Consider the following 22417-nt stretch of genomic DNA (forward strand, 5'->3'; position numbering starts at 1 on the left):
CTCTTGTTTGTAGTAATGGATAAGAATATTTTCTCCACGATATGAATAACAACAGAGCTCCTTCGAAAAACTTCCCTATCGGTTAGAATCCTGCGCAATCGAATTGATAAAATATCCGCGCTGGGAAAGTGAAATTATTCCGTGAGTATTGAAGCTGCCAAAGAATTGAACAGCGATTGCCATTCCGCCATTGTGGATCGTGGCGCGCTGGAACGTACCCTGCATGAGCAGGGTGAGGTTTGGCACCAGCGTATTAACGAGCGTTGTCCCCACCTGTTTGCTGCGGCTCCCTTGTTTATTTCCAGCGGAGAAATGGAGAAAATGCACGCAGTCATTGAGGCCGTCCAACAGGTTGTAGCGCTATCTGCATGGCGCGATGCCGTGTTGCAACACGCACCGGCCATCGCCCGATATGAACCTCGTGCCAAAGGTGTGTTTTTCGGTTACGACTTTCATCTAAATACCGAAGGTGTGCATCTCATTGAGATCAATACTAATGCGGGGGGTGCGCTGTTTAACGCGTTACAACTGCATAGTCAGCGTGACGTAGTTGCGCCGGGCAAGCCTGTGGCGATTGACAATTTGGAGCAGGCATTTCTCGACATGTTTCGCAATGAATGGCGCCTGGAACGGGGCGATGCGCCGCTGCAAACCATCGTCATCGTAGATGAACAGCCACTCGAACAATATTTTTATCCAGAATTTGTATTGATGCAGCAATTGTTTGAACGCGCGGGCATTGCAGTGTTCATCGCTGATCCAGCGGAACTGGAGGCGCGTACAGACGGCCTGTATCTCCGTGAACGCAAGATCGATCTGATTTACAACCGCCTGACCGACTTTTCCTTACAACAATACAGTGCCATAAGTACTGCCTACCAAAGTAATCAAGTGGTGCTCACACCGCATCCACATGTATATGCGTTGTATGCTGACAAACGCAATCTTGCCCTGCTTACTGCCCCCGACAGCCTGCGCGCGATGGGTGTGGCTGAGACAACCATCGCCACTTTAATGATGGGCATACCACAGACCAGGTTAGTGGACGCGCAGGAGCACGAACATTGGCGGCAGCAACGCAAGCAGTGGTTCTTCAAACCCGCCACCGGTTATGGCGGTAAGGGCACCTATCGTGGCGCCAATATTACCAACCGGGTGTTTACTGAAATCATGCAGGGCGGTTATATAGCGCAGCGCATGGCGCCTCCCGGCGAACGCATGATATGTCTGGAAGGTGCGGAGCCGGTTGCACTTAAATCAGATGTGCGCTGCTATGTGTATGACGGCCATGTGCAGCTTATCGCCGCGCGGCTCTATCAAGGGCAAACCACCAATTTCCGCACAGCTGGCGGCGGTTTTGCACCAGTCCGTGTCGTCACTTAGAATACGCGCATGACACTCTATGCCTTTATCGCAGTTGGCCTGGGCGGAGCCATCGGCTCATGGTTGCGCTGGGGGCTGGGTTCGTGGCTTAATCCCGCGCTGCCAGAACTAGCGCTTGGTACACTTTGCGCAAACTTGATCGGAGGCTACATCATTGGCCTTGCTGTCGCCTTCTTCATGCAGCAACCGGAGCTGTCGCCCGAATGGCGCTTGTTCATTATCACCGGCTTTCTCGGTGGGCTAACTACCTTTTCCACCTTCTCTGCCGAAACCGTCACTTTGCTGGTACGCGGTCAATATGCCTGGAGTGCTGCAATTATTGCTGCCCATCTCGGCGGTTCATTGCTGATGACGATGCTGGGCATGCACACCTTCAAGTGGTTGCATCAATAAAAGGCAATAAGCATAGCGTCCGCATTTATTCAGTCCGGTAGGTTTGGGATGAATGAAATGAAGCACAACATCATAGGGGGATAAATATATGCGTTACCGGCGTGCCGATGCAGTAGGAGGCACATATTTCTTCACTGTTAATGTGGCTGAACGGCGCTCCGATGTATTGGTGCGGCATATCGATGACTTGCGTGCAGCCATGAAAACGGTGAAAAGCGCGCATCCGTTTGCTGTTTGGTGATGGTAGTGTTACCAGAACACCTGCATGCGATATGGCGTTTGCCACCGGGCGATGCCGACTATCCGTTACGTTGGTCGCTCATCAAGGCCGGGTTCTTGCGGCGGCTGGTAAAAGGCGAGCACATTCGTACCAGCCGCCAAGCCAAGCGTGAGCGAGGAATCTGACAGCGACGGTATTGGGAACATCAAATCCGGGATGAGATTGATCTTGCGCGGCACGTCGATTACATTCATTACAATCCCGTAAAACATGGCTGGGTCACTCACCCTGTTGATTGGCCACATTCAACATTGCATGGCTACATTGAGCGGGGAATGGCAACATCGGATTGGGGTGGGAAAATGGGTGATGGAGTAGATGGTTATGATGCGCGGTAAAATGTTGGGCTTCATTTCATTCAGGCTAACCTACCGAGCTTCGGCGTCCAATACATTACCAACTTAAGGTCAGCACCGGAAGCTTAAGAGTTGCTTATAGAGTCGACCATTAAATAATACGGTTCGTCCTTCCTGTGAAGGACGGGATCCATACACTCCATCTATCTATTTGATGGCCGACTCTAGTTGTTCATCTTGAGTTTGGGTAGTAGGTGTCTCTAAAGTTTTTCTTATACCTAAAAGATCATTTCGCAATAATATGCTATATACAGAATCACCCATTACTGCATGAGCTTTGGCAGATGGGTGAAAGGCGCCAGTTAAATGTAAGAATTTGCCAGCATATTGGCCCAATATCACATCACTTGGGGTTCGAAACCATCTGCCACGTTCCTCATAATGATTATAGTCTGAAGGCTTACTACCTATCCAGACACCTCCCTTCAAAAGGGGGAATTCAAATTCTTTTTGTCGTTCAATTTTAGACAAATATGCACAAAGCCCATGTTGATAAATTGTCCTCAAATGTTCAGTGACAATCTTCCAGCCATATAGCTCAGAGTTACCATTTATCTTAGTGACCAAGGGATCAATCAATTTGTTTTCAATATTTATTGCTTCTTTTTCTGTTATGTCTGTCAACATGCCCATATCATCGTGTTCTGATGAATAACAAAGCTCTCCATTAGTTTTATGTAGCGGGTTGGGATATTGCACCTGAACGACATGATCCGTAGAAACTCCAAGACTTTCAAATGCCTTTGCTAAGGAAAGATACCTCGTTCCAAGGCTATCCAAATCCTCTATCTTAGGATTTTTGATTCTGGCATTAGCTTGTTCTGGAGTACGAGCATATTTTTTTTTCATTGCTGTATATATAGGGTCTAACCTCGAAAAAGCCTTTTGAAGATGGTCTTTAGCTATAGCACCAAGGATAACTCTTCCAAAAAATACGTCATTTCCACCAAAGGTAAAAAGAATCGCGTCTATATTACGTATTCGATCAGAAGGATTAGCACATCCTTTCAATTCAACTCTATGTGCGGTTTTATCTTTAGACGTTATCTTATCTTTTCTCCATTCAGTTATCTTATCTTTTCTCCATTCAATGGCATTAAATTGTGATCCGTTACCATCTGGATTAATGCAAATTGCTTTACGCGCGGCAGAAAATTGAGATTCTTGTACATCGTTACCTTGCGCTGAAAAAAATCCATCTGGTATTTCAGCCCCAGTACAAGCCCAAGAGGCAATTCTCACAACAAGATGAGGATGATCAACTGCAAGTTTGGCTGCCGCAAGAATCGGCCATGAATAAAGTGAGCGATGACAAGTCCTATCAAGCCAACGCGATTGATTTGCATTTTGAAAGTCATGTGGTTGTTTTAACCACTTGATCCCATCATATGGATTCTCGCCTATATCCATGAGTGGCTTGTCTAGATGTTTCAGTGGAATATCTGGATTAGACTCACCAGAACTGAACGAATCACCAAAAGCAAAAAGTAATATGTCTTTAACTTCTATATTCTCTGAGAACTGTTTATTTAAGGATTTGATATCGACAATAATTTCTGTTGGCCCGTCTCCATATTTAATCGTCTCAATAAAACTATCCGAACATTTTTTAATTTCAGTCCGATAACTACTTGGTTGAGATAGGCGACCAATTTTATATTCACAAGTCCCATCAGGTGGAGGAGAGAGGGTGATTTTTACTTTGTGCTTTGTTGGCTTAGCAAATAATTCTGGATCATATTTTTTTGTACACGGATTCCACATAGTTGGGAAGTCGTTGTTAACACGGTTTTGTGTGCAATATAATCTGTCACCGTAAACTCTTTTCAACATCCGCTGATTATTTGCTAATATTTTTCCAGCCCAATCCTCAAGTGACTGGTTTTCTGTGAATTGTAGAATTTTAAAAAACTCATCTGATTTACGTAAAAGTGGAAATCTATCAATAACCTCCCATTTAATCTGAGGAGTAATATCCTGTCCATTCACCACTGAAATCTGCAGAAAAGACAATAACATGAGGCATGTTGCCTTAATGTACATTTTAATTGTTACTGCCCTTTGAGTTCTCATAATTGACCCCCCTGATTAAAATAAGTATTTGCACAACGGTCATTATCTATGCTAACAGTATTTAACTTTTCCAAACAACGTTTCGTTCGAGTGTAAATTCCTTCAGCCGGTGTTTTGGATAGTTATTCTTCATCCAAAAATAGGTACGCCATATAAACATCACACCGCCATAATTGCGACAGAGCCACGAAAATTATCGCCCCTATACTGAAGGTGTAGCTTAAAGGTATTCATTTGACAACGAGGTAAGTGGCTAAATTCTGGCTAACCAGGCATTATTTTAATTTCCAAAAAAATGCCGCTTTCGGGGAGGTCGGCGGCATAAGGGAAGTGCTTTAAATGTTTGCTATTGCAAATAATTTGTTATCACATCAGGCATTACTTTTGAGACCTTACTTTATAAGTATTATTAAAATAACGCTTTACTTATGCTCCAGAATTCTAATGTCATTGTGGACCGTAACTACTCCTTTTGTATCGCGAGCAATTGAAACAGCCTTGTCCATTTCTGCTTGACTGTGTGCCATGCCACTCAAAAATACGGCACCATTTTTATCTGTATCAACTTTAATATCTTTCAAGCTGCCCAAATGGGTTTCAGCGGCCAGTTTGGTCTTTATTTTTGTTGTTATGACGGAATCTTTGACGAATGTTACGGGGCCAGAGTGATCCGTATTCGAATCTGCAGTAAACCCTACGACAGGTGCAAGCATCATGCTAAGAGCAAGACAAGTTGTAGCAAATTTTATTTTCATGATTCAAGTCCTTTCATTAAATGGGATTGAATATTAATGCTTTCATGTAAATCCATCAGTTCGCTACCGCTCATAAGACGGAATTTAATGTAAGAGACGTGTCACGATGGTCTATGCAGTAGATTATGAATATTTTTTCTTAGCGGTGTAGTACTCCAAAAGAAGGTTGTAGTTTTAGCAAATTCGCTTATAGACTTAATCTTAATGCTTTCACCAGTATTAAATTAATTTAGATCATTGAACATATTTATTCAATGACTTGAATATAAATAAAATAGAATTTTCTTGTATGTTTTATATTATATAAACTGTTTATAACTTTATCATGTAAGATAATTACATGAATCTTCACGGGTAACTATTTTTTAAATTCTCATTTAATTTGGAACAAACCATGACGACTAAGGTAAAAAATGTTGTTAAAGCTAAACCTGTTACTAAATCTAAATCTGCTACGAGATCATTGCCAACTAAAGTGGTAGCAAGTAATAAGCCTAAGTCTGCTCCCACGGTTGAAGCCGTGCCTCCCGCACCGGCAGCGGCCAAAATGGCAAACAAAAATTCTGTCGCCAAAGCCGAGGTAACGACTGCTAAAGTAGTGAAAGTGAGGAAGTTATCAAAGGCTGATAAGCCTAAAAAAATTAAAATGGTGCGTGATAGTTTCAGCATGCCGGAAAGTGAATACTCGCAATTCGCCGCATTAAAGAGGAAGTGCCTGTTAACGGGTGTTCATGTAAAGAAAAGTGAATTGCTGCGAGCCGGGTTGCTTTGCTTGTCAAAGCTGTCGGATCTTGAATTGGTGAATGTGGTAGGGCAAGTGGAAATACTGAAAACAGGCCGGCCGACTAAGCATTGATCGGTTGTTACGATGTTGAGCGAGTTTTGTCGCATTATCGTAAATGGCGCAAAGAATGTAAGTAATGGCAATAAGCATATATCCCACTGAATAGTGGCTAACCTTATGTTGATAGGTAATTACTGTGCAAGTTTACGATACCATTGCCGCAGTGGATTTGGGTTCCAATAGTTTCCGGCTACAAATCGCACGAGTGGTGGAAGATCAGATATATCCACTGGATTCATTGAAGGAAACAGTACGCCTGGCTGCAGGGCTAACGTCGGATAAGTTTTTGGATGAAGAGTCCCAGCTATGTGCCCTTGCCTGCCTCAAGCGTTTTGGGGAGCGCTTACGTGGCTTGCCAAGCCACGCGGTAAGGGTGGTTGGGACAAATACTTTCAGATTGGCTAAAAATGCATCTGCTTTTCTTGAAAAAGCAGAAGATGCCTTGGGTTTCCCGATCGAAGTCATCGCGGGTCGAGAGGAGGCGCGGCTAATCTATCTGGGTGTGGCACATTGCATGCCATCATCGCAAAATCATAGATTGGTGATTGATATCGGCGGTGGCTCTACCGAATGCGTGATTGGTGAGGGGCTGGAACCGCTTCGAATGGAAAGCTTGTATATGGGGTGCGTCAGCTATAGCAAGCGTTTTTTTGGCGATGGTAAAATTACTAAAGATGCGATGCAGCAGGCGGAACTTGCTGCGCGCATGGAGCTACAAACAATTCGTTTTGAATTTTCCGACGGTAATTGGCAAGAGGCAATCGGATCATCTGGAACGGCGCGTGCATTGGCCGATTTGTTAAAGCAAAACAATTGGAGTCATGAAGGGATAACGGCAGAAGGGCTGGCAAAACTGCGTTCCATGTTACTGAAAGCAGGAGAATGCAAGCGGCTGGATACACTTGGGCTGAAACCGGATCGCATTCCCGTCTTGCCTGGTGGGTTCGCCATTATGTCGGCAGTTTTCACTGAATTGAATATTCAGCATATGAGCGTAGCGGGCGCCGCCCTCAAAGAAGGGGTCCTGTATGACCTGTTAGGTCGTTTGCATCATCAGGATATGCGCGATGTCACTGTGAGCCAGTTTATGCGGCGTTATCATATTGATCCATTACAAGCCAAACGTGTGGAGGACTTGTCGTTGTCGCTTTTCAAGCAAGTGGCGCAAGGTTCTGACGTTGATGTTGAGACTGCACAGCAGCAGTTGCAATGGGTGGCCAGGTTGCATGAAATAGGTGTTTCCATCGCACATAGTGGTTATCACAAACATGCAGCTTACATTCTAGAAAACGCTGATATGCCGGGTTTTTCTAACTTGGAACAAGTTCAGCTTGGGTTGCAAGCAAGAGCGCAACGTGGGCCGCTTTCTAAAGTACCAAAATTGTCGGAAATAATACGAGATTGGAGCGCAATATTAGCATTGCGTCTGGCTGTTTTGTTTTGTCGTAGCCGTACGGATGTGGTCTTGCCTAAAATGCAATTGAAAAGAAGCGGCAATGAGTATCGTATTAAACTTGATAAAAAATGGATTGAGCAAAATCCGCTTACAGAAAATGCGTTACAGGCAGAGATCAAAGAATGGAAAGCAGTGGGAGTTAGTTTCTCAGTAACCAGTTAATTATTATTTAAAATTTATCAAAATATGGCCTTCTTTATTCAGGCGCTTACCCGAACCGCCCCGTAATGTAATCCTCTGTTTCCTTGCGCTTAGGATTAGTGAACACCGTTCTAGTATCGCCGAATTCGATCAGGTCACCCAGATACATATAGGCGGTGTAGTCTGACACGCGCGCTGCCTGCTGCATATTATGGGTGACGATGATAATCGTGAACTCTGCTTTCAGCTCATCGATCAGCTTTTCGATATGTGCCGTGGAAATCGGGTCCAGCGCAGAGGTCGGTTCGTCGAGTAGCAAGATTTGCGGTTTAACCGCGATGGCACGCGCGATACACAAACGCTGTTGCTGACCCCCGGACAGTCCGGTACCGCTCTGTTTCAGTTTATCTTTCGCCTCTGTCCAGAGCGCGGCTTTCCGCAATGCCCATTCCACCCGCTCATCCATATCGTGGCGGCTAAGGTTTTCATAGAGTTTCGCCCCGAAAGCAATGTTGTCATAAATAGACATGGGGAACGGCGTCGGTTTCTGGAATACCATACCGATCTTGGCCCGGAGTGTATTGAGATCCTGCTTCTTGTCGAGAATATTTTCACCATCCAGCAAAACTTCCCCCGTCGCTTTTTGCTTCGGATAGAGCTGGTACATACGATTGAAAGTGCGCAGCATGGTGGACTTGCCGCAGCCTGAGGGACCGATAAAGGCCGTCACCATTTTTTCCGGAATCGTCAGGTTGATATCCTTCAGGGCGCGCTCCGCCCCGTAGTAAAAATTCAGGTCGCGTACCACCAGCTTCGGATTAACCGTTTTTTCAACGCTCATCTGCCTGCATCCTTAATAAGTTGTTGATTTTTGGCGGAACAAAACTCGCGCCATGATATTGAGCGAGAGCACGCTGAACGTGATCAGCAGCGCACCCGCCCAGGCGAGACTCTGCCAATCCTGATAGGGACTCATGGCAAATTGGAAAATCACGACCGGCAGATTGGCCATGGGCTGATTCATATCGCTGCTCCAGAATTGATTATTCAGCGAAGTGAACAAGAGCGGTGCGGTTTCACCACTAATGCGCGCCACGGCCAGCAGCACCCCGGTAATGATGCCAGCCCGTGCCGCACGTAACGTCACCAGGTTGATCACCTTCCATTGCGGCGCACCCAGCGCAGCCGCCGCTTCGCGCAAGGTATTCGGCACCAGACGCAACATATTTTCGGTGGTACGGATAACGATCGGGATGACTAAAATGGATAAGGCCAGTGCACCGGCCCAGCCGGAGAAGTGCCCAATCTTGATGACGTACATTTCATAGATGAACAGACCAATCACGATAGAGGGAGCAGAAAGCAGCACGTCGTTAATAAAACGCGTGGTCGGCGCCAACCAGCCGCGCTGGCCAAATTCCGCCAGATAAGTGCCCGCCAATATGCCGATAGGTGTGCCGATCAGTGCGGCGAGAAAGGTCATCATCAGACTGCCGGCAATGGCGTTGAGCAAACCGCCCGCGCTGTTGGGGGGTGGCGTCATCTGGGTCAGGATGGCCATCGACAGTTGAGGCAGACCATTTGCCAGCAGCGTCCATAAAATCCAGCCCAGCCAGATCAGGCCGAACAGCATGGCCAGGGCCGAAACTCCCAGGCACAGGGCATTAATCAGACGGCGGCGTGCGTAGAGAGTCAGCATAATCAGCTCGTGGATCCTTCGCGTTTTGTCAGCATGTACAGCATATAACGTGCCAGCGACAACACGATGAACGTGATTAGGAACAGAATAAGCCCGAGTTCGACCAGTGCTGAAGTATATAACTTGCCCACGGCCTCATTAAATTCGTTGGCCAGCGCGGAGGAGATGCTATTGCCCGGCATCAATAGTGAGGCACTTAATTGATGGGCATTGCCGATGACGAAAGTAACCGCCATGGTTTCACCCAACGCACGCCCCAGACCGAGCATAATCCCGCCGGCCACACCGATCTTGGTATAGGGCAGCACCACATGCCACATGACTTCCCAAGTGGTCGCACCCAAACCATAGGCAGACTCCTTGAGCAGCGTGGGAACAACCTCGAATACATCACGCATCACCGAGGCAATAAAGGGAATGACCATGATAGCCAGAATAATACCGGCGGTGAGCACCCCGATACCCATGGGAATGCCCTGAAACAACGGCCCCAATATCGGTAGCGGTCCCAGCTTTTCTATGAGCCACGGCTGAACATGGTCAGCAAACAGCGGCGCAAATACGAACAACCCCCACATACCGTAAATAATGCTGGGGATGCCGGCCAGCAGTTCGATGGCGATACCCAGCGGGCGGCGTAACCAGCGCGGCGCTAGTTCAGTGAGGAAAAGCGCGATGCCGAAACTGACCGGGATAGCGATTAACAAGGCGATGGCCGAAGTGACCAGCGTGCCAACGATCGGAACGAGTGCGCCAAATTCGTCCGTGACCGGATCCCATTCTGCACTGGTTAAAAATTGGAAACCGAATGCTTTAATGGAGGGCAGGCTGCCGATTATCAGCGAAACGATGATGGCAATGAGTAGTACGAGCACGGCGAATGCAGACAAGCGAGTGACATTGCGGAACAGAATGTCCAGCAAATTATGGCGCTTCATAGGTACATCACGTAAAAACGTTGGCATGATTTTTTAAAAGGACTCAAAATTTGAGGGAGCCTGGTCCCCTCAAATTTTATCCGGCAAAAATTATAGCTTGCAAACTCATGTTGCCAGAGTTTTTAAATAGACAATTACTTCCAGATCGCTGTGCCCTTGCTATCCTTGACCTGTGTTTTCCAGGCGGCGCGCACCAGTTGCTGAACTTTTTCCGGCATGGGGACATAATCCAGAGTCTCAGCCATTTTGCCGCCATTGCCGTAAGCCCAATCGAAGAATTTTAGGACTTCTTTAGCTGTTTCAGGTTTATTTTGTGTCTTGTGCATCAGAATGAAAGTGGCGCCAGTGATGGGCCAGCTTTCTTTGCCGGGTTCGTTAGTCAACAACTCATAAAAACCGGGTGCTTTTTCCCAGGCAGCGTTGGCCGCGGCAGCCTTGAATGAGGTGTCATCGGGTTTGACAAACTGACCATCATGGTTCTTTAGCTGTGCGTAAGTCATTTTATTCTGCAGCGCATAAGCATATTCCACATAACCGATGGAATTTTTTATGCGCTGTACATAAGAGGCTACGCCTTCATTGCCTTTGCCGCCCGTGCCCGCTTTCCAGGAGACGGCAGTGCCTTCGCCGACTGCAGATTTCCATTCCGGGCTGGTTTTGGACAGGTAGTTGGTGAAAATAAAGGTGGTGCCGGAACCATCGGAGCGGTGTACGACGGTGATGGTTTCATTGGGCAATTTAGTGCCCACATTCAGCGCCATGAGCGCTGGATCATTCCATTTGGTGATCTTGCCGAGAAAAATATCGGCCAGCACCTTGCCGTCCAGTTTGAGTTGCCCGGCTGCAACGCCGGCGACATTGATGACAGGCACCACACCGCCCATGACCGCCGGGAATTGCATAAGGCCGTTCTTTTCCAGTTCTTCGGGTTTCAAAGGCATATCTGAGGCGCCAAAATCGACTGTCCGGGCGATAATTTGTTTGATGCCCCCGCCGGAACCAATGGATTGATAGTTCAGGCTGATACCGGTTTGGGTTTTATACGTATCGGCCCATTTGGCGTAAATGGGATAGGGGAAGGTGGCGCCCGCACCAGTGAGGTTAACGGCCGAAGCATGAGTTGCTAACGACCACGAGGCGGCAAGGCCAAATATATAAAGAAAACGATTTAGTTTGGTCATATTTTTCTCCAAAAATTAAGTTCGCTACAGCGTAGCTAACTATAGCCATTTTCTATTACATAATTATTACACAGACTAGCAATCTGCATTAGTTTGTCATTGAACATTGGTCTGGATGCCAATCTCTAGTCCGCAAACGGTTAAAAACAAGGCCATCCCTAACGATTAAGGTTAGATCGTGATCGCGAAGCGAGCCACGATCTGAACCGTTTGTTGGACGAGCCCGGCTGGCTCACAAACGCTATGCAAATATCTCCCCAATCCGGCCTCGCATCGAATGACTGAGATGCCCAGAGTCTTTTAAAAAGCCACTTTCAACATAAAAACACCGCCAATGTCAGTACCAAAAGTGGCTGTTTTATCCGTTTTCAGCCGTTTTTAGGATGAGTTGAGCCTGCAGGAAACCGAAATTGCGCGCCCGCCTGAATCCCTTTGGCAGGAGATGCAGCAGGATTGTGTGCAACACCGTCACCGCGCCCGTAGTCCCACGCAGTTTTTTGTCGTTCTGGCTGAAGGTGTTCACCGTGGCCCAGGCATTGCTGCTGATGAGTTCATACAGCTCACGCTGATGCTGCCAGACCAGCGCACGAAATTGTGCGGGCAAGGTGAATGTGACCATGAAATACTCACCTGGTACCAATTTCTGCAACTGCTTGTCGATCCAGCGCTGCGATTCGTAGACCTGCCAATGAGGGCAGTGCCGGTTGCCACAAGAATGCGGCATCCAGCATCCCTGTTCACAGCCGTCGCAGGACAGCAGCATTTTGGGCGCGCTGGCGCTACGGCACAGTTGGAACACGCTCAACGCTTTGCGCTGGCTGGACAGCAGTTCGTGACCGTATTGTTCGAGCAGGGCGGGGGTGTACTGGGACACAATATCGGCGAGGCGCATCATACGACCCTGTTCCAGCCGACCTGAATCTGGCCCATTAGATTGTTGATCTAGGCTTCGGCGGATTCTTTGAGCTGATCGGTGAGATGGGTGTAGCGGCTGATGGTGATCACCGAGTGGTGACCGAGGATTTTTTGCACTTCGAGCAGGTCAACACCCGCTTCCATCAGATGGGTGGCATAGCTGTGCCTCAGGCAATGCGGCGTAATTCTTTTTTTAAACCGATCTGCGCCGTGACTTGGCGCAACGCTTGTTGCACCCCACCACGATCCATGTGCGTCGCGGCGCTGGCTGCGTCTGCGAGGCCTTTTTGGCGGCTGGGAAACAACAGCACCGGGTTGCGGTGTTCTTCCAGAACGCGCGCAATACTTCCAGCGTGTGGGTGGGCAGTGGCACCAGCCGATCCCGGTTGCCCTTGGCATCACGAACATGCACCCGCATCTGCTGTGCATCGAGATCGCCCACCCGCAACTGCAATCCTTCCCCAAGGCGCAAGCCCATGCTGTACAGGGTAAAAAAGAACACCCGATAGCTGAGTACCCGCGTCGCGTTAATGATCTGCTGCATCTGCGCCACCGTCACGATATCCGGCAGACGCGACACCTTGGGCGCTTTGGTCAACTCGGCTCCGGGCCAGGGTTGGTCCAACACATGGGCGTAGTAAAACTTCAGCCCGTACAAAGGCTGAATACCGCGCAGCTTCAAGCGCTTGAGCAGACTCTCATAATTCCGCGCAAATGGTTGCGGATATTCGTGTTTCATCGTAATTATTCTCCTCATGCTAAAGTGCAAAAAATTCCTTGCGGGGTGAGGAGGAATTATGGCTTTGAATCAAATTGATGAGGAGCATTTCTCCGCGATAGCGGCTTCGTCCAACCAATGTTTATAGTGGGTGTGATAATAATTGCGGACTGGGATTTTATCCTTTTGTCGGGGTAATTTTATCGCCGATTCTGTTTCTAACATATTTATTTGTCATGGTTGGATTCTTGTACCCTAATTGCAATTGAGCCGCCCGCATTTCGTCTGATTCCGTCTTATTTGTTCCTGCTTTTGCCCTTAATCCCGGAAGTGAAATGTATTTATTTCTTTCGTCAATTCAGGATGTAAGTTAACCCAGCATAGGAAATCCCCCGGCTATGCCGGGGGATTTTCTATGCTGGGTTAACTGGTCGTTCAAGCCTCCGTGATATTGAATCTACCTTGGCAAGTCAAAAGCATTTGAAGTTTCACTTGAGAAGCGGGTCAATCAAGCAAACTACATTGAGTCGAGCAAACCAAGCCTTGTCTTTAAACTTCTTTAAGAAATTCTTTGCTAAGCTGTATGTACGTTGTCAAAGTCGCACACCCAAACATCCATTTCGATTTAAGAACAAACTTTTTTCACTGGATGCTTCTTTGCTGGATGTATCAATGAAAGTTTTTCCTCATGCTGAATACAATCGGATGAAAGCCGCCTACAAATTGCATATTGGCCTCGATCACGATGGTTTGATTCCTGCTTTTGCGGCAGTTTCTATGGGTAAAGTCGGAGATCAGACACAGGCCACGCTTATGAATTTTCAGAAAGGCAGTGTTCTGGTTTTTGATAAAGGCTATGCGGATTATAGCTGGCATAACCAGCTAACTAACAAAGGAATATTTTGGGTAACTCGAATTCGAGGCAATGCAATATACCGCATATTAGAGCGAAATAAGGTGAATAGATTGCAAGGAATTACCAGTGATCAGATCATCAAGTATACGTCTAATCGTTCTAGCAAGAATAATTTGAAGCCAGTCAGGAGAGTAGATTTTCGAGATGCTGAAACGGGCAAACATTACGTCTTTGTCACCAACCACTTTGACTGGTCAGCAAAAACGAGTGCTTCTATTTACAAGCAGCACTGGCAGGTTAAATTGTTTTTTTAAATGGATTAAGCAAAATCTAAAGATCAAAGCATTTATGGGTAACACGGATAATGCAGTGATGACACAAGTTTGGGTGGCACTGTGTGCTTACCTGGTCTTGGCTTTTCTCAAGTTTCAGGCCGGTATTAACCAAAGCTTCCAACAGATGAGTCGATTAATTCATCTAAATCTATTTACAAGACGTGATCTTATCGCGTTATCTAAACCACCACCAGACCAAGATTCTAACTCCCCACAAATGAAGTTGTTGTGAACGATGAAATAAGTGGGACAGCAGTGAGTTAGCCCCGAATGGATTTATATTGGTGCGCCATTATTCAATTCACTATTTTTAAGCATTTTGATCGATATATCATTAAGAACTGTTTTCATGATATATGAGGCAAGTGTGTATGATAACGACAGCTACTTCTCTTCAGAAGAGTAAGTCATGTTACAAGATTGGCTGCAAGCAAGGTACGAAGAAACATCCTCACTGGACTGTAGCAATATCAAGTAATGCAGATTGGTGGTGATTTGGATTTTTTGCGTTATTTTGAAAATACAGCGCAATATGATTGTGAGGAATTATCTTTAGCTGCTCGACCTACCGCTCGTTGCTAACTCTTATTATCTAAATCATTTCGGCAAGCCCTAGATTATTTTAATTTTGAAAATACACATACATATTGTTCTGAAATATCTTGTATTGGTGTTGTTGTTGTTGGGAGTTTGTATAACTTCTGCTAATGCAGAGCCTGGCAAAATTAAGGACGGTTTGGAAATCAAGTCGGAAGAAGGCCGTTTTGAGATGGCAATAGGTGGACGTGTCCATTTGGATGCGCATCTGTTCAACAAGGATAATATTGATTCCGCATTCCCAGCTTTTGGTAGTCAATTACCAACTATTGAGGATCGCAGCGGCTTCAATTTACGTCGTACCTACTTAACGCTATCAGGCAAGTTTTATGGTTGGAAGTATAAGGTTGAGAATGATTTTTCAGCGGGTACTTATCCTGATAGCACACGTGAAATGTGGGTTTCAACCACACTGGGACGAGGTGATCTTGTGATCGGGCAATTTAAGCCCTATCGTGGCATGGAAGAGCTGACTAGCTCCAATGAAATTACCATGATGGAACGTCCATCGACTTCATCCACTGGTATTTTTAACGCCCGGCAATTTCTGATGGGTGTGGGTTATAAAGGGATCATTGCAAACCAATTTGGCTATGCAGCGGATGTCATGAAACTGGCTCATGTGGGACTACCTCTGAAAGGTTTAACTTATGGTGGTAGAGTATTTTGGGTGCCAATTTCTGAAGAAGGTAACACTCTTCATCTGGGTCTCTCATACAGCGTGGATAATCCCGCTACGGGATCGATTCCTGCGAACCCGGTTGCGATTTATGGCGGACGTCGCGGCATTAGAAAGTCATTTGGTACTGCCGGTATGGGCATAGGATTGTCTTATGAAAACAGTGAGACTATTTTTGCAGTAGAAACAGCCTATGCAATCGGACCGGTCACTTTACAAGCAGAATACGCAACCGTGAAACTCGATAACACGCATTTGGTTGCTGGTGTACAGCAAGATTCTGATTTACAGGCCTATTACTTACAGGCTAGTTGGTTTGTAACGGGTGAACATACGGTTTATCAGAAGGATCGTGGTGCCTTCAGCAAACCCAAAAAAATTGGAAAATGGGGCGCAGTGGAAGTCGCCGCACGTTATAACTTCGTAGAGAATAAAGATCAGAGTTTGACTGCGAATCCTTGTGCTACGGGCACGTCGGAATGCCAAGTACAGTCAATTACATTAGGCGTCAATTGGTATGTCAAACCGAATGCACGTGTCATGCTGAATTACTACCTCGCTGAAGCTGATATTGGCAATGCTGGGATCGGGACCCCGGATCGCACGGACAGTCCGTCTGTCATTTCTTTCCGCACTCAATACAGTTTCTAATTTTGTCTGGACATCTTTATAAGTTGTTATAAATACCGCAAGTTTAAGGGCGCTCTGATTTTTTCAATACGCTACCTGATTTCTAGCTTATCGAATAAAAGAACAAGCCTTTTTAGAAGTAAATTTATTCCATGAATCATGAATAATTTCCTCTGAACTGACACTGAACGATACTATGAATTGGTACTAGTTGAACTGGAGAGGTCGGGTGACGTATTAACCCAGCATAGGAAATCCCCCGGCTATGCCGGGGTGACAGAAGAAGTTTGACATTTATGGGAGTCCATCTGCGACACTCTGAATCGTGAGCCGCCAAGCAAACGAAGAAGGGCGGATCGAAATGGACGAGAGTGAAAGCCTAAGCCATAGTAAATGGGAATGCAAATATCACGTGATATTCATTCCGAAGTGTAGACGTAAAACGTTGTACGAGCAGTTGAGGCCGCACCTTGGGCAAGTGTTCAAGAGGCTGTCCGAATACAAAGAAAGTCGGATAGAGGAAGGACATCTGATGCCTGATCATGCACACATGTTGATATCGATTCCACCGAAGTATTCGGTATCGCAAGTCATCGGGTACATCAAAGGGAGAAGTGCAATCCATCTGGCGCGAGTGTATGGTGAGCGCAAGCGTAATTTTGTAGGGCAACACTTTTGGGCGAGAGGGTATTTTGTGTCAATGGTAGGCCGAGATGAAGAGTCGATCCGGCAGTACATTCGGCATCAAGAGGAAGAAGACAAGCGTCTAGAGCAGATGCAGTTATGGCGCTGACCGGCCACCGAAAGGTGGTTACAAGAGTAGGGGCCGCGTAAGCGACCCCGTTAAGCCACTTTGAGCGGCTCGTAAATTAAAGCCCCCGGCTTTGCCGGGGGATACTTACTTAGCTGGGGTCCGTTCTTAAGTATTATTTTTCTCTGCTTGTTCGCCTTCTTTTTTGTCTTTTTTGTCTTCCTCGTCTTTTATAATATCGCCAGTAATGGCATCACATATTACTTCCCAATTTTTCCCGTCTTTTCCTTGTACCTCAACTTCGAATATAAATTTATCGTCCTTTTTTTCAAATTCCGCCTCGATTACAGCGCCAGGATGTTTCTTAATGGCAGTTTTGGCACATTGAAGCATGTTGATATTGTGTTCATTATGATTGTTAATTTTTTATATTTTTGGTTTCTGCACCTTGAGAATAGGCGGGCGCGACACCTAATCCAAAGACACTTATAAAAATTACATTCATTAGGTTTTTCATGGTCAGTTCCTTGTGATTTAGCATAAATTTTTTAAATTGTTCCCCATTGTAAACGAAACTAATGAACCTGCTTAAGATACAACTACGCATAGTTAAATTATTTTCAGTTGTATTACTAAAGGTAGGAAGCAGGTAAATCGTAAGTTTTTATATTACAGTTATTTGTGCGTTATCGAACTCATATTTTTAATTCGTGGAATAGGTCATTCTTTACGTAGGGAGCAGTCCATGCAATGTTGCTCCGGTGAGATGCTTGCATAAATTTGGATAAAGTTTAACAAAAGTACTTGACATTATGCTGGTTATCCACAAGGTGCTAACGTACCCGCGCAATGCGGAATATTTTTAAGATGTAATTGAGTGATAAAATTAACTAATTGTTTTAATTGTAAATAATTTATGCCTATGAAATGAGCGGCGAAGCAAAACCGTATATAAAATTAATAGTTAGGCTAGTTATAGTGAAATTACTCACATTGTTATCCACAGTATTTGTGGACAATAAAAAATACTTAATTGAGTCAGTTAGGTTAGCTCAACAATATAGAAATTTAAGGAAGAGATTCTACTAAAGTGAAATGGGTAGCTATTGACTGAGAAGTTACATTGTCAACACTTTTTGAAAAACACAGAAGGCAGTCGGTAATTATAATTTACTGCCGAACTGGCCGCATTTGCGGTAACCAGTGTCATGGCATGGCCACATATGTTACATATGCAGTATATGAGTAGTCTAGGAAGCAGTGTCGGAGACGGCATACGGTGCGGTGGAATTTTGCTCGAGAGCTTACCCGGTTAAGTTCTGCTATGACAAAGAAGAATTTTATTCTGGATAGCAGTGGTAGGTTATCTCCCTAGACTTATGAACCTACTAAGCTAGCAGCTATATTGATTGACAGGCCAAGAATGGCGACGTTGAATAAAAAGCTGAGAATCGATTGCGCCAGCACAGTTTTCCGCATTGAATGGGACATAACTGTAACATCTGATGTTTGGGCGGCAACCGCGATAGTAAATGAAAAGTAAAGGAAGTCCCAGTAATCAAGATTCTCTTCTTTATCTGGAAAGCTTAGTGCCCGTCGATCTATGGGCGACCTATAATAAATACGTGCATAGTGAAATGTGAACAAGGTTGCGACGAGGCACCAGGAGCCGAATACGGTAATCCAGGTAAAGGCATAGTGAGCCCAGCGATGACTGAATGGTAAGCTCTTGATGGATGACAGTTCTAGAATAATTGCAGCAATACTGACTATCGCAGCAATCGACATAATGGCCAAAATAACAACTGCGCTTTTGTCCTCTTGCTCGGCAATTTTACGAACTCTAACATGGCTTGCGCGTATCATTAGCCATCCCATTAGGCACAAATAAAACCATATCGTGACATTCCAGCCAATTAATGCCCGTGTAACAGGATTCCATTGCCAAGGAAGAGTCAGTCCAACACCGATGCCTGCGAGTACAGCACTAGTCAAATGAGGGTGGATACGGATAATTTGATGAATAGGGTGCATTCTTGGCTCCTAGCCCATTTATTTCTTCAACTGATATGAGGTCAATGAGCGTAGTTTGGCAACTGCTTCTTTGTTCTTTAAAGAGTACTGGGCAGTGAATGCTTCACGGATTTAGCTTGAAGGTTCCGTAAAATTTAACTGTGGCTTGATATACATAAAAATTATTACATTCGCTACTAGCAACGATGCATAGTTCAAGCTTATTTTGTTAAGTCAGCAATAAACTTTGAAAGAAATTGGATTTCAGAATTATTTGCACTCAAGCCTTTTGCTGGCATGGATCCCAAGGGCCAGCCAAACGATCCACCCATGGTAATGCTAGTAGCGATTTTACTTGCGGCGTCTTCATCATCCTTATATTTCTCGGAAAGCCATTGATGCCTGAAGATTATTAGATAAGACTTAAATACGTCTATCAGAAATCAAGGAATAGCATTCTAAATTTGTTAATGTAATAAATGAAAATAACTACATTAACACCTGGCGGATTCAAGTTCGAAGTGCAACCCGTGTTGCACTTCGAACTTGAATCCGCCCCTTTTATGTAGACAACGTATTTATATAAAAAATCCATGCCTTGCAAGGCTCTATTTCTGGCTTCTCGATCTGGATTCGAACCAAGGCCTACAGATTAACTGTTGATTATTTTTTATCATTAATTTTCAGCCGCTTTCCTTCGTAACACTAAAGAAAAACTGATTTATGTCGATCTGTTTTAATGAGTGAGCATTTTTGAGAGGGCGATATGCGGGCATTTGGCATGGGTCGAAACTGACTTGGAATGCTGCAAGCTATCAATCTCCATATCACGGATTCATCCAATTCTTTTAATATAAGGAGACACTCTCATGTGGAAAGAAATCAGAAATAATCCAGATCGGTTGGTGTTTTTCGGATGTATGTTCGGAGGTTTCGTCTTGGTCGTTGTGAATTTTGTTTATTGAGAGTTGTGGACTATTACGTTCGTTCGAATTCAATTGCAAGCGAATTTCAGGTGGAGAGATAATATCTGTAGTTATTGATTAGCTGTACTAGCTCAGACCTGATCGGACCTTCACCTTAGCAGGCTGCTGAAAAAGGCACATATATTTCCCCTTACCCATCCGCCTAAAAATTTTTTCGGTCGATTCTAAATTTATAGCTCCTGTAGGAGCCTATTTTCTGGGGATTTCCCGTTTTTCCGCCTTTTGGGCGGATTTATGGCGTGTTACGCCAATAATCGCCTCATTCTGACCAGGTTGTACGCCGTGGCCGTAAACAAAAATAGCTGGTTCACCAACGATTGCCCGCGATGCCGTAATTTACGCATCAAACCGATGTCTTTCATCCAGCCGAAACACTCTTCGATTTGCTTACGTTTCCTGATGCTAATCTCGCAACCCGCATGGCGGATGGTGCGCCCATCAATCGCTGTATGTTTTTTCTGCGCCACATGTGGCGTTACTTTGCGTTCGCGGCAGTCCGCCACAAAGGCTTGGGTGTCATAGTTCTTGTCGGCACCCAAGGTGCGTCTGCCCGAGATTTGCTCCGCATCCAGCATCGCTAACGCCACTGCCCGCTCCACCGTTCCCGTTGCCTGACTTACGCTGGCCTGTACGATCAGACCGTTGCGATTCTCCGTCAGCAGATGCCCCATGAAGCTTAACTTCGCTTCCTTGCCCTTTGCCTTGCGAGACAGGCGCGCCTCGCCATCCGTTACGGATTGGTGGGTCGCATTACTGAACTGCTCGCCGTGGAAGTTCACTTCCTTGTTTCGCCCCTGATCCCCAGGCTGCTGCTTGTCGAACTTCGCGTCTTCGCCGGACTCCGCATCCTTGCGCATGAAACTTTTGATTGATGCCGCCGCGTCCAGCAACGTGCTATCGGCTGTAAAATGCTCTTGCGACAACAGCTCGCTTGCGCTGGCCTGTGCCTTGATCTGCTCGAAAAATGTTTCGGCAACTTCATGCGTCAGCAGCCGGTCACGGTTATGACAAAACACGGTCGCATCCCATGCCGCCTCGCCCAACTCTAAGCCAACAAACCAGCGAAACAGCAGGTTAAAATCGATCTGCTCCATCAGCTGTCATTCCGAGCGTACCGTGTACAATATTTGTAGCGTCTGCGCGTGCAGCAATCGTTCCGGTGCAATTGAGGGGCGGCCTGTATCCGAGTACATATCTGAAAATAGCTCGTCCATCCCAAATTTAAAAAAACCTAAAAATGCAGTCAAAGTATTTATCATTGATGCGCTTTCCAAGAACCGAGGCAGGGTGATGTTGCCTCATAAAAACTCTATCTTGATTGGTTAAATAAGTAAGTCCGAACCGATCAATCTCACAGTACACAAAGAAAATTAAAAAATGCCCCTGAACCTAATAAGAGCAGGGGCAAAAGTCATAACTAATGGGATAAGTTATGACTTCACGTTCAGGGAGATGAAACGTGGGATAGCTTGCGCTATACGGAAAGTATAGATAAGGAAATGCTGAAATAGTTCCACGGAATTGCAACAAAAGAGAGGCAAATTTATCATCAGCCATGAAGTTTCTTCGAATGTATCCCTAATGTTTTTTTGAGAACCCAACCCCTGTAATATTGGATTTATTATTTATGTCTAACCTGCCGTGTCCAAATTGACAAAGACTTATCGCGTGCGTAGTATTATGTTTCAATAGGATATTAAGCCTATTGAATATCCATAATTCAGAGGAGAAATCATGGTTAATTTTTCACGTATTCACTCGAAAGCAGATCTTATTGGTTCTCTTAATCCAAAAGCTTGGGATGCTGTCAACCCCCACATTCCATTTGTTTTTTCCAATGCGCATGTTGATTTAATGGTGGCCGACGTGGTCAAATCGGTCGCTGTTGCTATCACCAACAAAACTCTATCCCGAGAAGTGATGGATATTTCCAAGAGCATGGCTAAGCAGGCCAGTGCTGCCCTCGTTGCCTCTTGGGAACCCGGTGATGAACTGTGCCCGCCTTGGCCTTGGCCATTTCCCCACTCCAGATCGTGGAGTGAAAATTTAGGCTTTGAGCCTGACCCAATACCTTGGAAATCCGTCCTTGCTGCTGAAATTGTTGAACTCGCTCATATTCTCATCCGCCTTTCTGGGCAAACTACAAGTAAAGAATTCAACGTGGCTTTGAAAGGTGTCGCCACTAAGTTAGCCGGAGTCGCGGCAACCACTATCGTTAACGAATTTGAAAACAGCAAAAACGTTCCTCGCAAATCATTCACGCCCCGAAAATCGGGCAGTAAAACGAAAAAAAGTTAAAGCAAGGCATAGCGAAGGACAGAAAGTTTGTTCTGAACCGGCGGATTGCCCCGCGCCGGTTCGCCCTTCGGGAACGGAATATCTTTAACAACAGGCCGATCTTGGAGTAAAGGTCGAATCTGGATGTAATGACGCTTAAT

Annotated in this window: 21 protein-coding genes and 1 pseudogene; 9 read left to right on the forward strand and 13 right to left on the reverse strand. The window is 45.7% G+C overall.

Annotated features, from left to right (window positions below):
* The first annotated feature begins 141 nt into the window (after window positions 1-141).
* The 4 genes from W01_RS01125 (at window position 142) to W01_RS14490 (ending at window position 2181) form a co-directional block, all read left to right on the forward strand.
* The gene (locus W01_RS01125) at window positions 142-1383 is read left to right on the forward strand and encodes a hypothetical protein (RefSeq protein WP_242006999.1); all 1242 of its coding nucleotides are present in this window, start codon (window positions 142-144) and stop codon (window positions 1381-1383) included.
* Between the two features lie 9 nt (window positions 1384-1392).
* Complete coding sequence (crcB, locus tag W01_RS01130; RefSeq protein WP_173051826.1) at window positions 1393-1776, forward strand: fluoride efflux transporter CrcB; 384 nt, start codon at window positions 1393-1395, stop codon at window positions 1774-1776.
* Between the two features lie 88 nt (window positions 1777-1864).
* Window positions 1865-2017 carry a hypothetical protein gene (locus W01_RS14485; RefSeq protein ID WP_242007000.1) on the forward strand — a complete coding sequence of 51 codons (153 nt, stop codon included), beginning with the start codon at window positions 1865-1867 and terminating at the stop codon, window positions 2015-2017.
* Between the two features lie 5 nt (window positions 2018-2022).
* Entirely contained in the window at window positions 2023-2181 is a 159-nt protein-coding gene (locus W01_RS14490) for a hypothetical protein (protein WP_242007001.1), read from the forward strand.
* Between the two features lie 378 nt (window positions 2182-2559).
* On the opposite strand, the gene W01_RS01140 is transcribed toward W01_RS14490, so the two are convergent.
* The 3 genes from W01_RS01140 to W01_RS01150 form a co-directional block, all read right to left on the reverse strand.
* On the reverse strand, window positions 2560-4431 hold the full coding sequence (locus tag W01_RS01140) for a hypothetical protein (protein WP_173051828.1): 1872 nt from the start codon (window positions 4429-4431) through the stop codon (window positions 2560-2562).
* A 476-nt stretch (window positions 4432-4907) separates the two neighbouring features.
* On the reverse strand, window positions 4908-5240 hold the full coding sequence (locus W01_RS01145) for a BON domain-containing protein (protein WP_173051829.1): 333 nt from the start codon (window positions 5238-5240) through the stop codon (window positions 4908-4910).
* A gap of 348 nt (window positions 5241-5588) precedes the next feature.
* Window positions 5589-5909, reverse strand: coding sequence for a hypothetical protein (locus W01_RS01150; RefSeq protein WP_173051830.1), 321 nt, complete (start codon window positions 5907-5909; stop codon window positions 5589-5591).
* A 311-nt stretch (window positions 5910-6220) separates the two neighbouring features.
* On the opposite strand from W01_RS01150, the gene ppx reads away from it, so the two are divergent.
* Entirely contained in the window at window positions 6221-7702 is a 1482-nt protein-coding gene (gene ppx / locus W01_RS01155) for an exopolyphosphatase (RefSeq protein WP_173051831.1), read from the forward strand.
* 46 nt (window positions 7703-7748) lie between these two features.
* On the opposite strand, the gene pstB is transcribed toward ppx, so the two are convergent.
* The 7 genes and pseudogenes from pstB to W01_RS14320 all read right to left on the reverse strand — a co-directional run bounded on the left by pstB (window position 7749) and on the right by W01_RS14320 (window position 13171).
* Window positions 7749-8522: a phosphate ABC transporter ATP-binding protein PstB gene (pstB, locus tag W01_RS01160; protein WP_173051832.1), complete on the reverse strand. Its 774-nt coding sequence runs from the start codon at window positions 8520-8522 to the stop codon at window positions 7749-7751.
* A 12-nt stretch (window positions 8523-8534) separates the two neighbouring features.
* Complete coding sequence (gene pstA / locus W01_RS01165; protein ID WP_173051833.1) at window positions 8535-9380, reverse strand: phosphate ABC transporter permease PstA; 846 nt, start codon at window positions 9378-9380, stop codon at window positions 8535-8537.
* 2 nt (window positions 9381-9382) lie between these two features.
* Window positions 9383-10345: a phosphate ABC transporter permease subunit PstC gene (pstC, locus tag W01_RS01170; protein WP_173051834.1), complete on the reverse strand. Its 963-nt coding sequence runs from the start codon at window positions 10343-10345 to the stop codon at window positions 9383-9385.
* A 107-nt stretch (window positions 10346-10452) separates the two neighbouring features.
* A complete protein-coding gene (pstS, locus tag W01_RS01175) occupies window positions 10453-11499 on the reverse strand; it encodes a phosphate ABC transporter substrate-binding protein PstS (RefSeq protein WP_173051835.1) in 1047 nt (348 codons plus the stop codon).
* Window positions 11500-11953: 454 nt separating this feature from the next.
* Window positions 11954-12394 (reverse strand): annotated as a pseudogene (locus W01_RS01180) (IS91 family transposase); the annotation flags it as partial.
* A 47-nt stretch (window positions 12395-12441) separates the two neighbouring features.
* On the reverse strand, window positions 12442-12558 hold the full coding sequence (locus W01_RS14315) for a tyrosine-type recombinase/integrase (protein WP_198421415.1): 117 nt from the start codon (window positions 12556-12558) through the stop codon (window positions 12442-12444).
* Between the two features lie 49 nt (window positions 12559-12607).
* Window positions 12608-13171, reverse strand: coding sequence for a tyrosine-type recombinase/integrase (locus W01_RS14320; RefSeq protein ID WP_256380114.1), 564 nt, complete (start codon window positions 13169-13171; stop codon window positions 12608-12610).
* 369 nt (window positions 13172-13540) lie between these two features.
* Here W01_RS14320 and W01_RS01195 point away from each other — a divergent pair, with 369 nt between their 5' ends.
* The 3 genes from W01_RS01195 (at window position 13541) to tnpA (ending at window position 17022) form a co-directional block, all read left to right on the forward strand.
* Complete coding sequence (locus tag W01_RS01195) at window positions 13541-14302, forward strand: IS4 family transposase (protein WP_256380155.1); 762 nt, start codon at window positions 13541-13543, stop codon at window positions 14300-14302.
* 691 nt (window positions 14303-14993) lie between these two features.
* Complete coding sequence (locus W01_RS01200) at window positions 14994-16250, forward strand: OprO/OprP family phosphate-selective porin (RefSeq protein ID WP_242007097.1); 1257 nt, start codon at window positions 14994-14996, stop codon at window positions 16248-16250.
* 340 nt (window positions 16251-16590) lie between these two features.
* Window positions 16591-17022, forward strand: coding sequence for an IS200/IS605 family transposase (gene tnpA, locus W01_RS01205; protein ID WP_173055640.1), 432 nt, complete (start codon window positions 16591-16593; stop codon window positions 17020-17022).
* Between the two features lie 126 nt (window positions 17023-17148).
* On the opposite strand, the gene W01_RS01210 is transcribed toward tnpA, so the two are convergent.
* From W01_RS01210 to W01_RS01220, 3 genes are all read right to left on the reverse strand, one after another.
* Window positions 17149-17373, reverse strand: a complete 225-nt coding sequence (locus W01_RS01210) for a PepSY domain-containing protein (RefSeq protein WP_173051836.1) — start codon at window positions 17371-17373, stop codon at window positions 17149-17151.
* Between the two features lie 984 nt (window positions 17374-18357).
* Window positions 18358-19014 (reverse strand): DUF1345 domain-containing protein, encoded by a 657-nt coding sequence (locus W01_RS01215; protein ID WP_173051837.1) that lies wholly within the window; start codon window positions 19012-19014, stop codon window positions 18358-18360.
* A 1207-nt stretch (window positions 19015-20221) separates the two neighbouring features.
* Entirely contained in the window at window positions 20222-21073 is an 852-nt protein-coding gene (locus tag W01_RS01220) for an IS5 family transposase (RefSeq protein WP_173051838.1), read from the reverse strand.
* Between the two features lie 640 nt (window positions 21074-21713).
* Here W01_RS01220 and W01_RS01225 point away from each other — a divergent pair.
* The gene (locus W01_RS01225) at window positions 21714-22277 is read left to right on the forward strand and encodes a hypothetical protein (RefSeq protein ID WP_173051839.1); all 564 of its coding nucleotides are present in this window, start codon (window positions 21714-21716) and stop codon (window positions 22275-22277) included.
* Window positions 22278-22417: the final 140 nt, after the last annotated feature.

The sequence above is a fragment of the Candidatus Nitrotoga sp. AM1P genome, assembly GCF_013168275.1.
GTDB lineage: Bacteria > Pseudomonadota > Gammaproteobacteria > Burkholderiales > Gallionellaceae > Nitrotoga.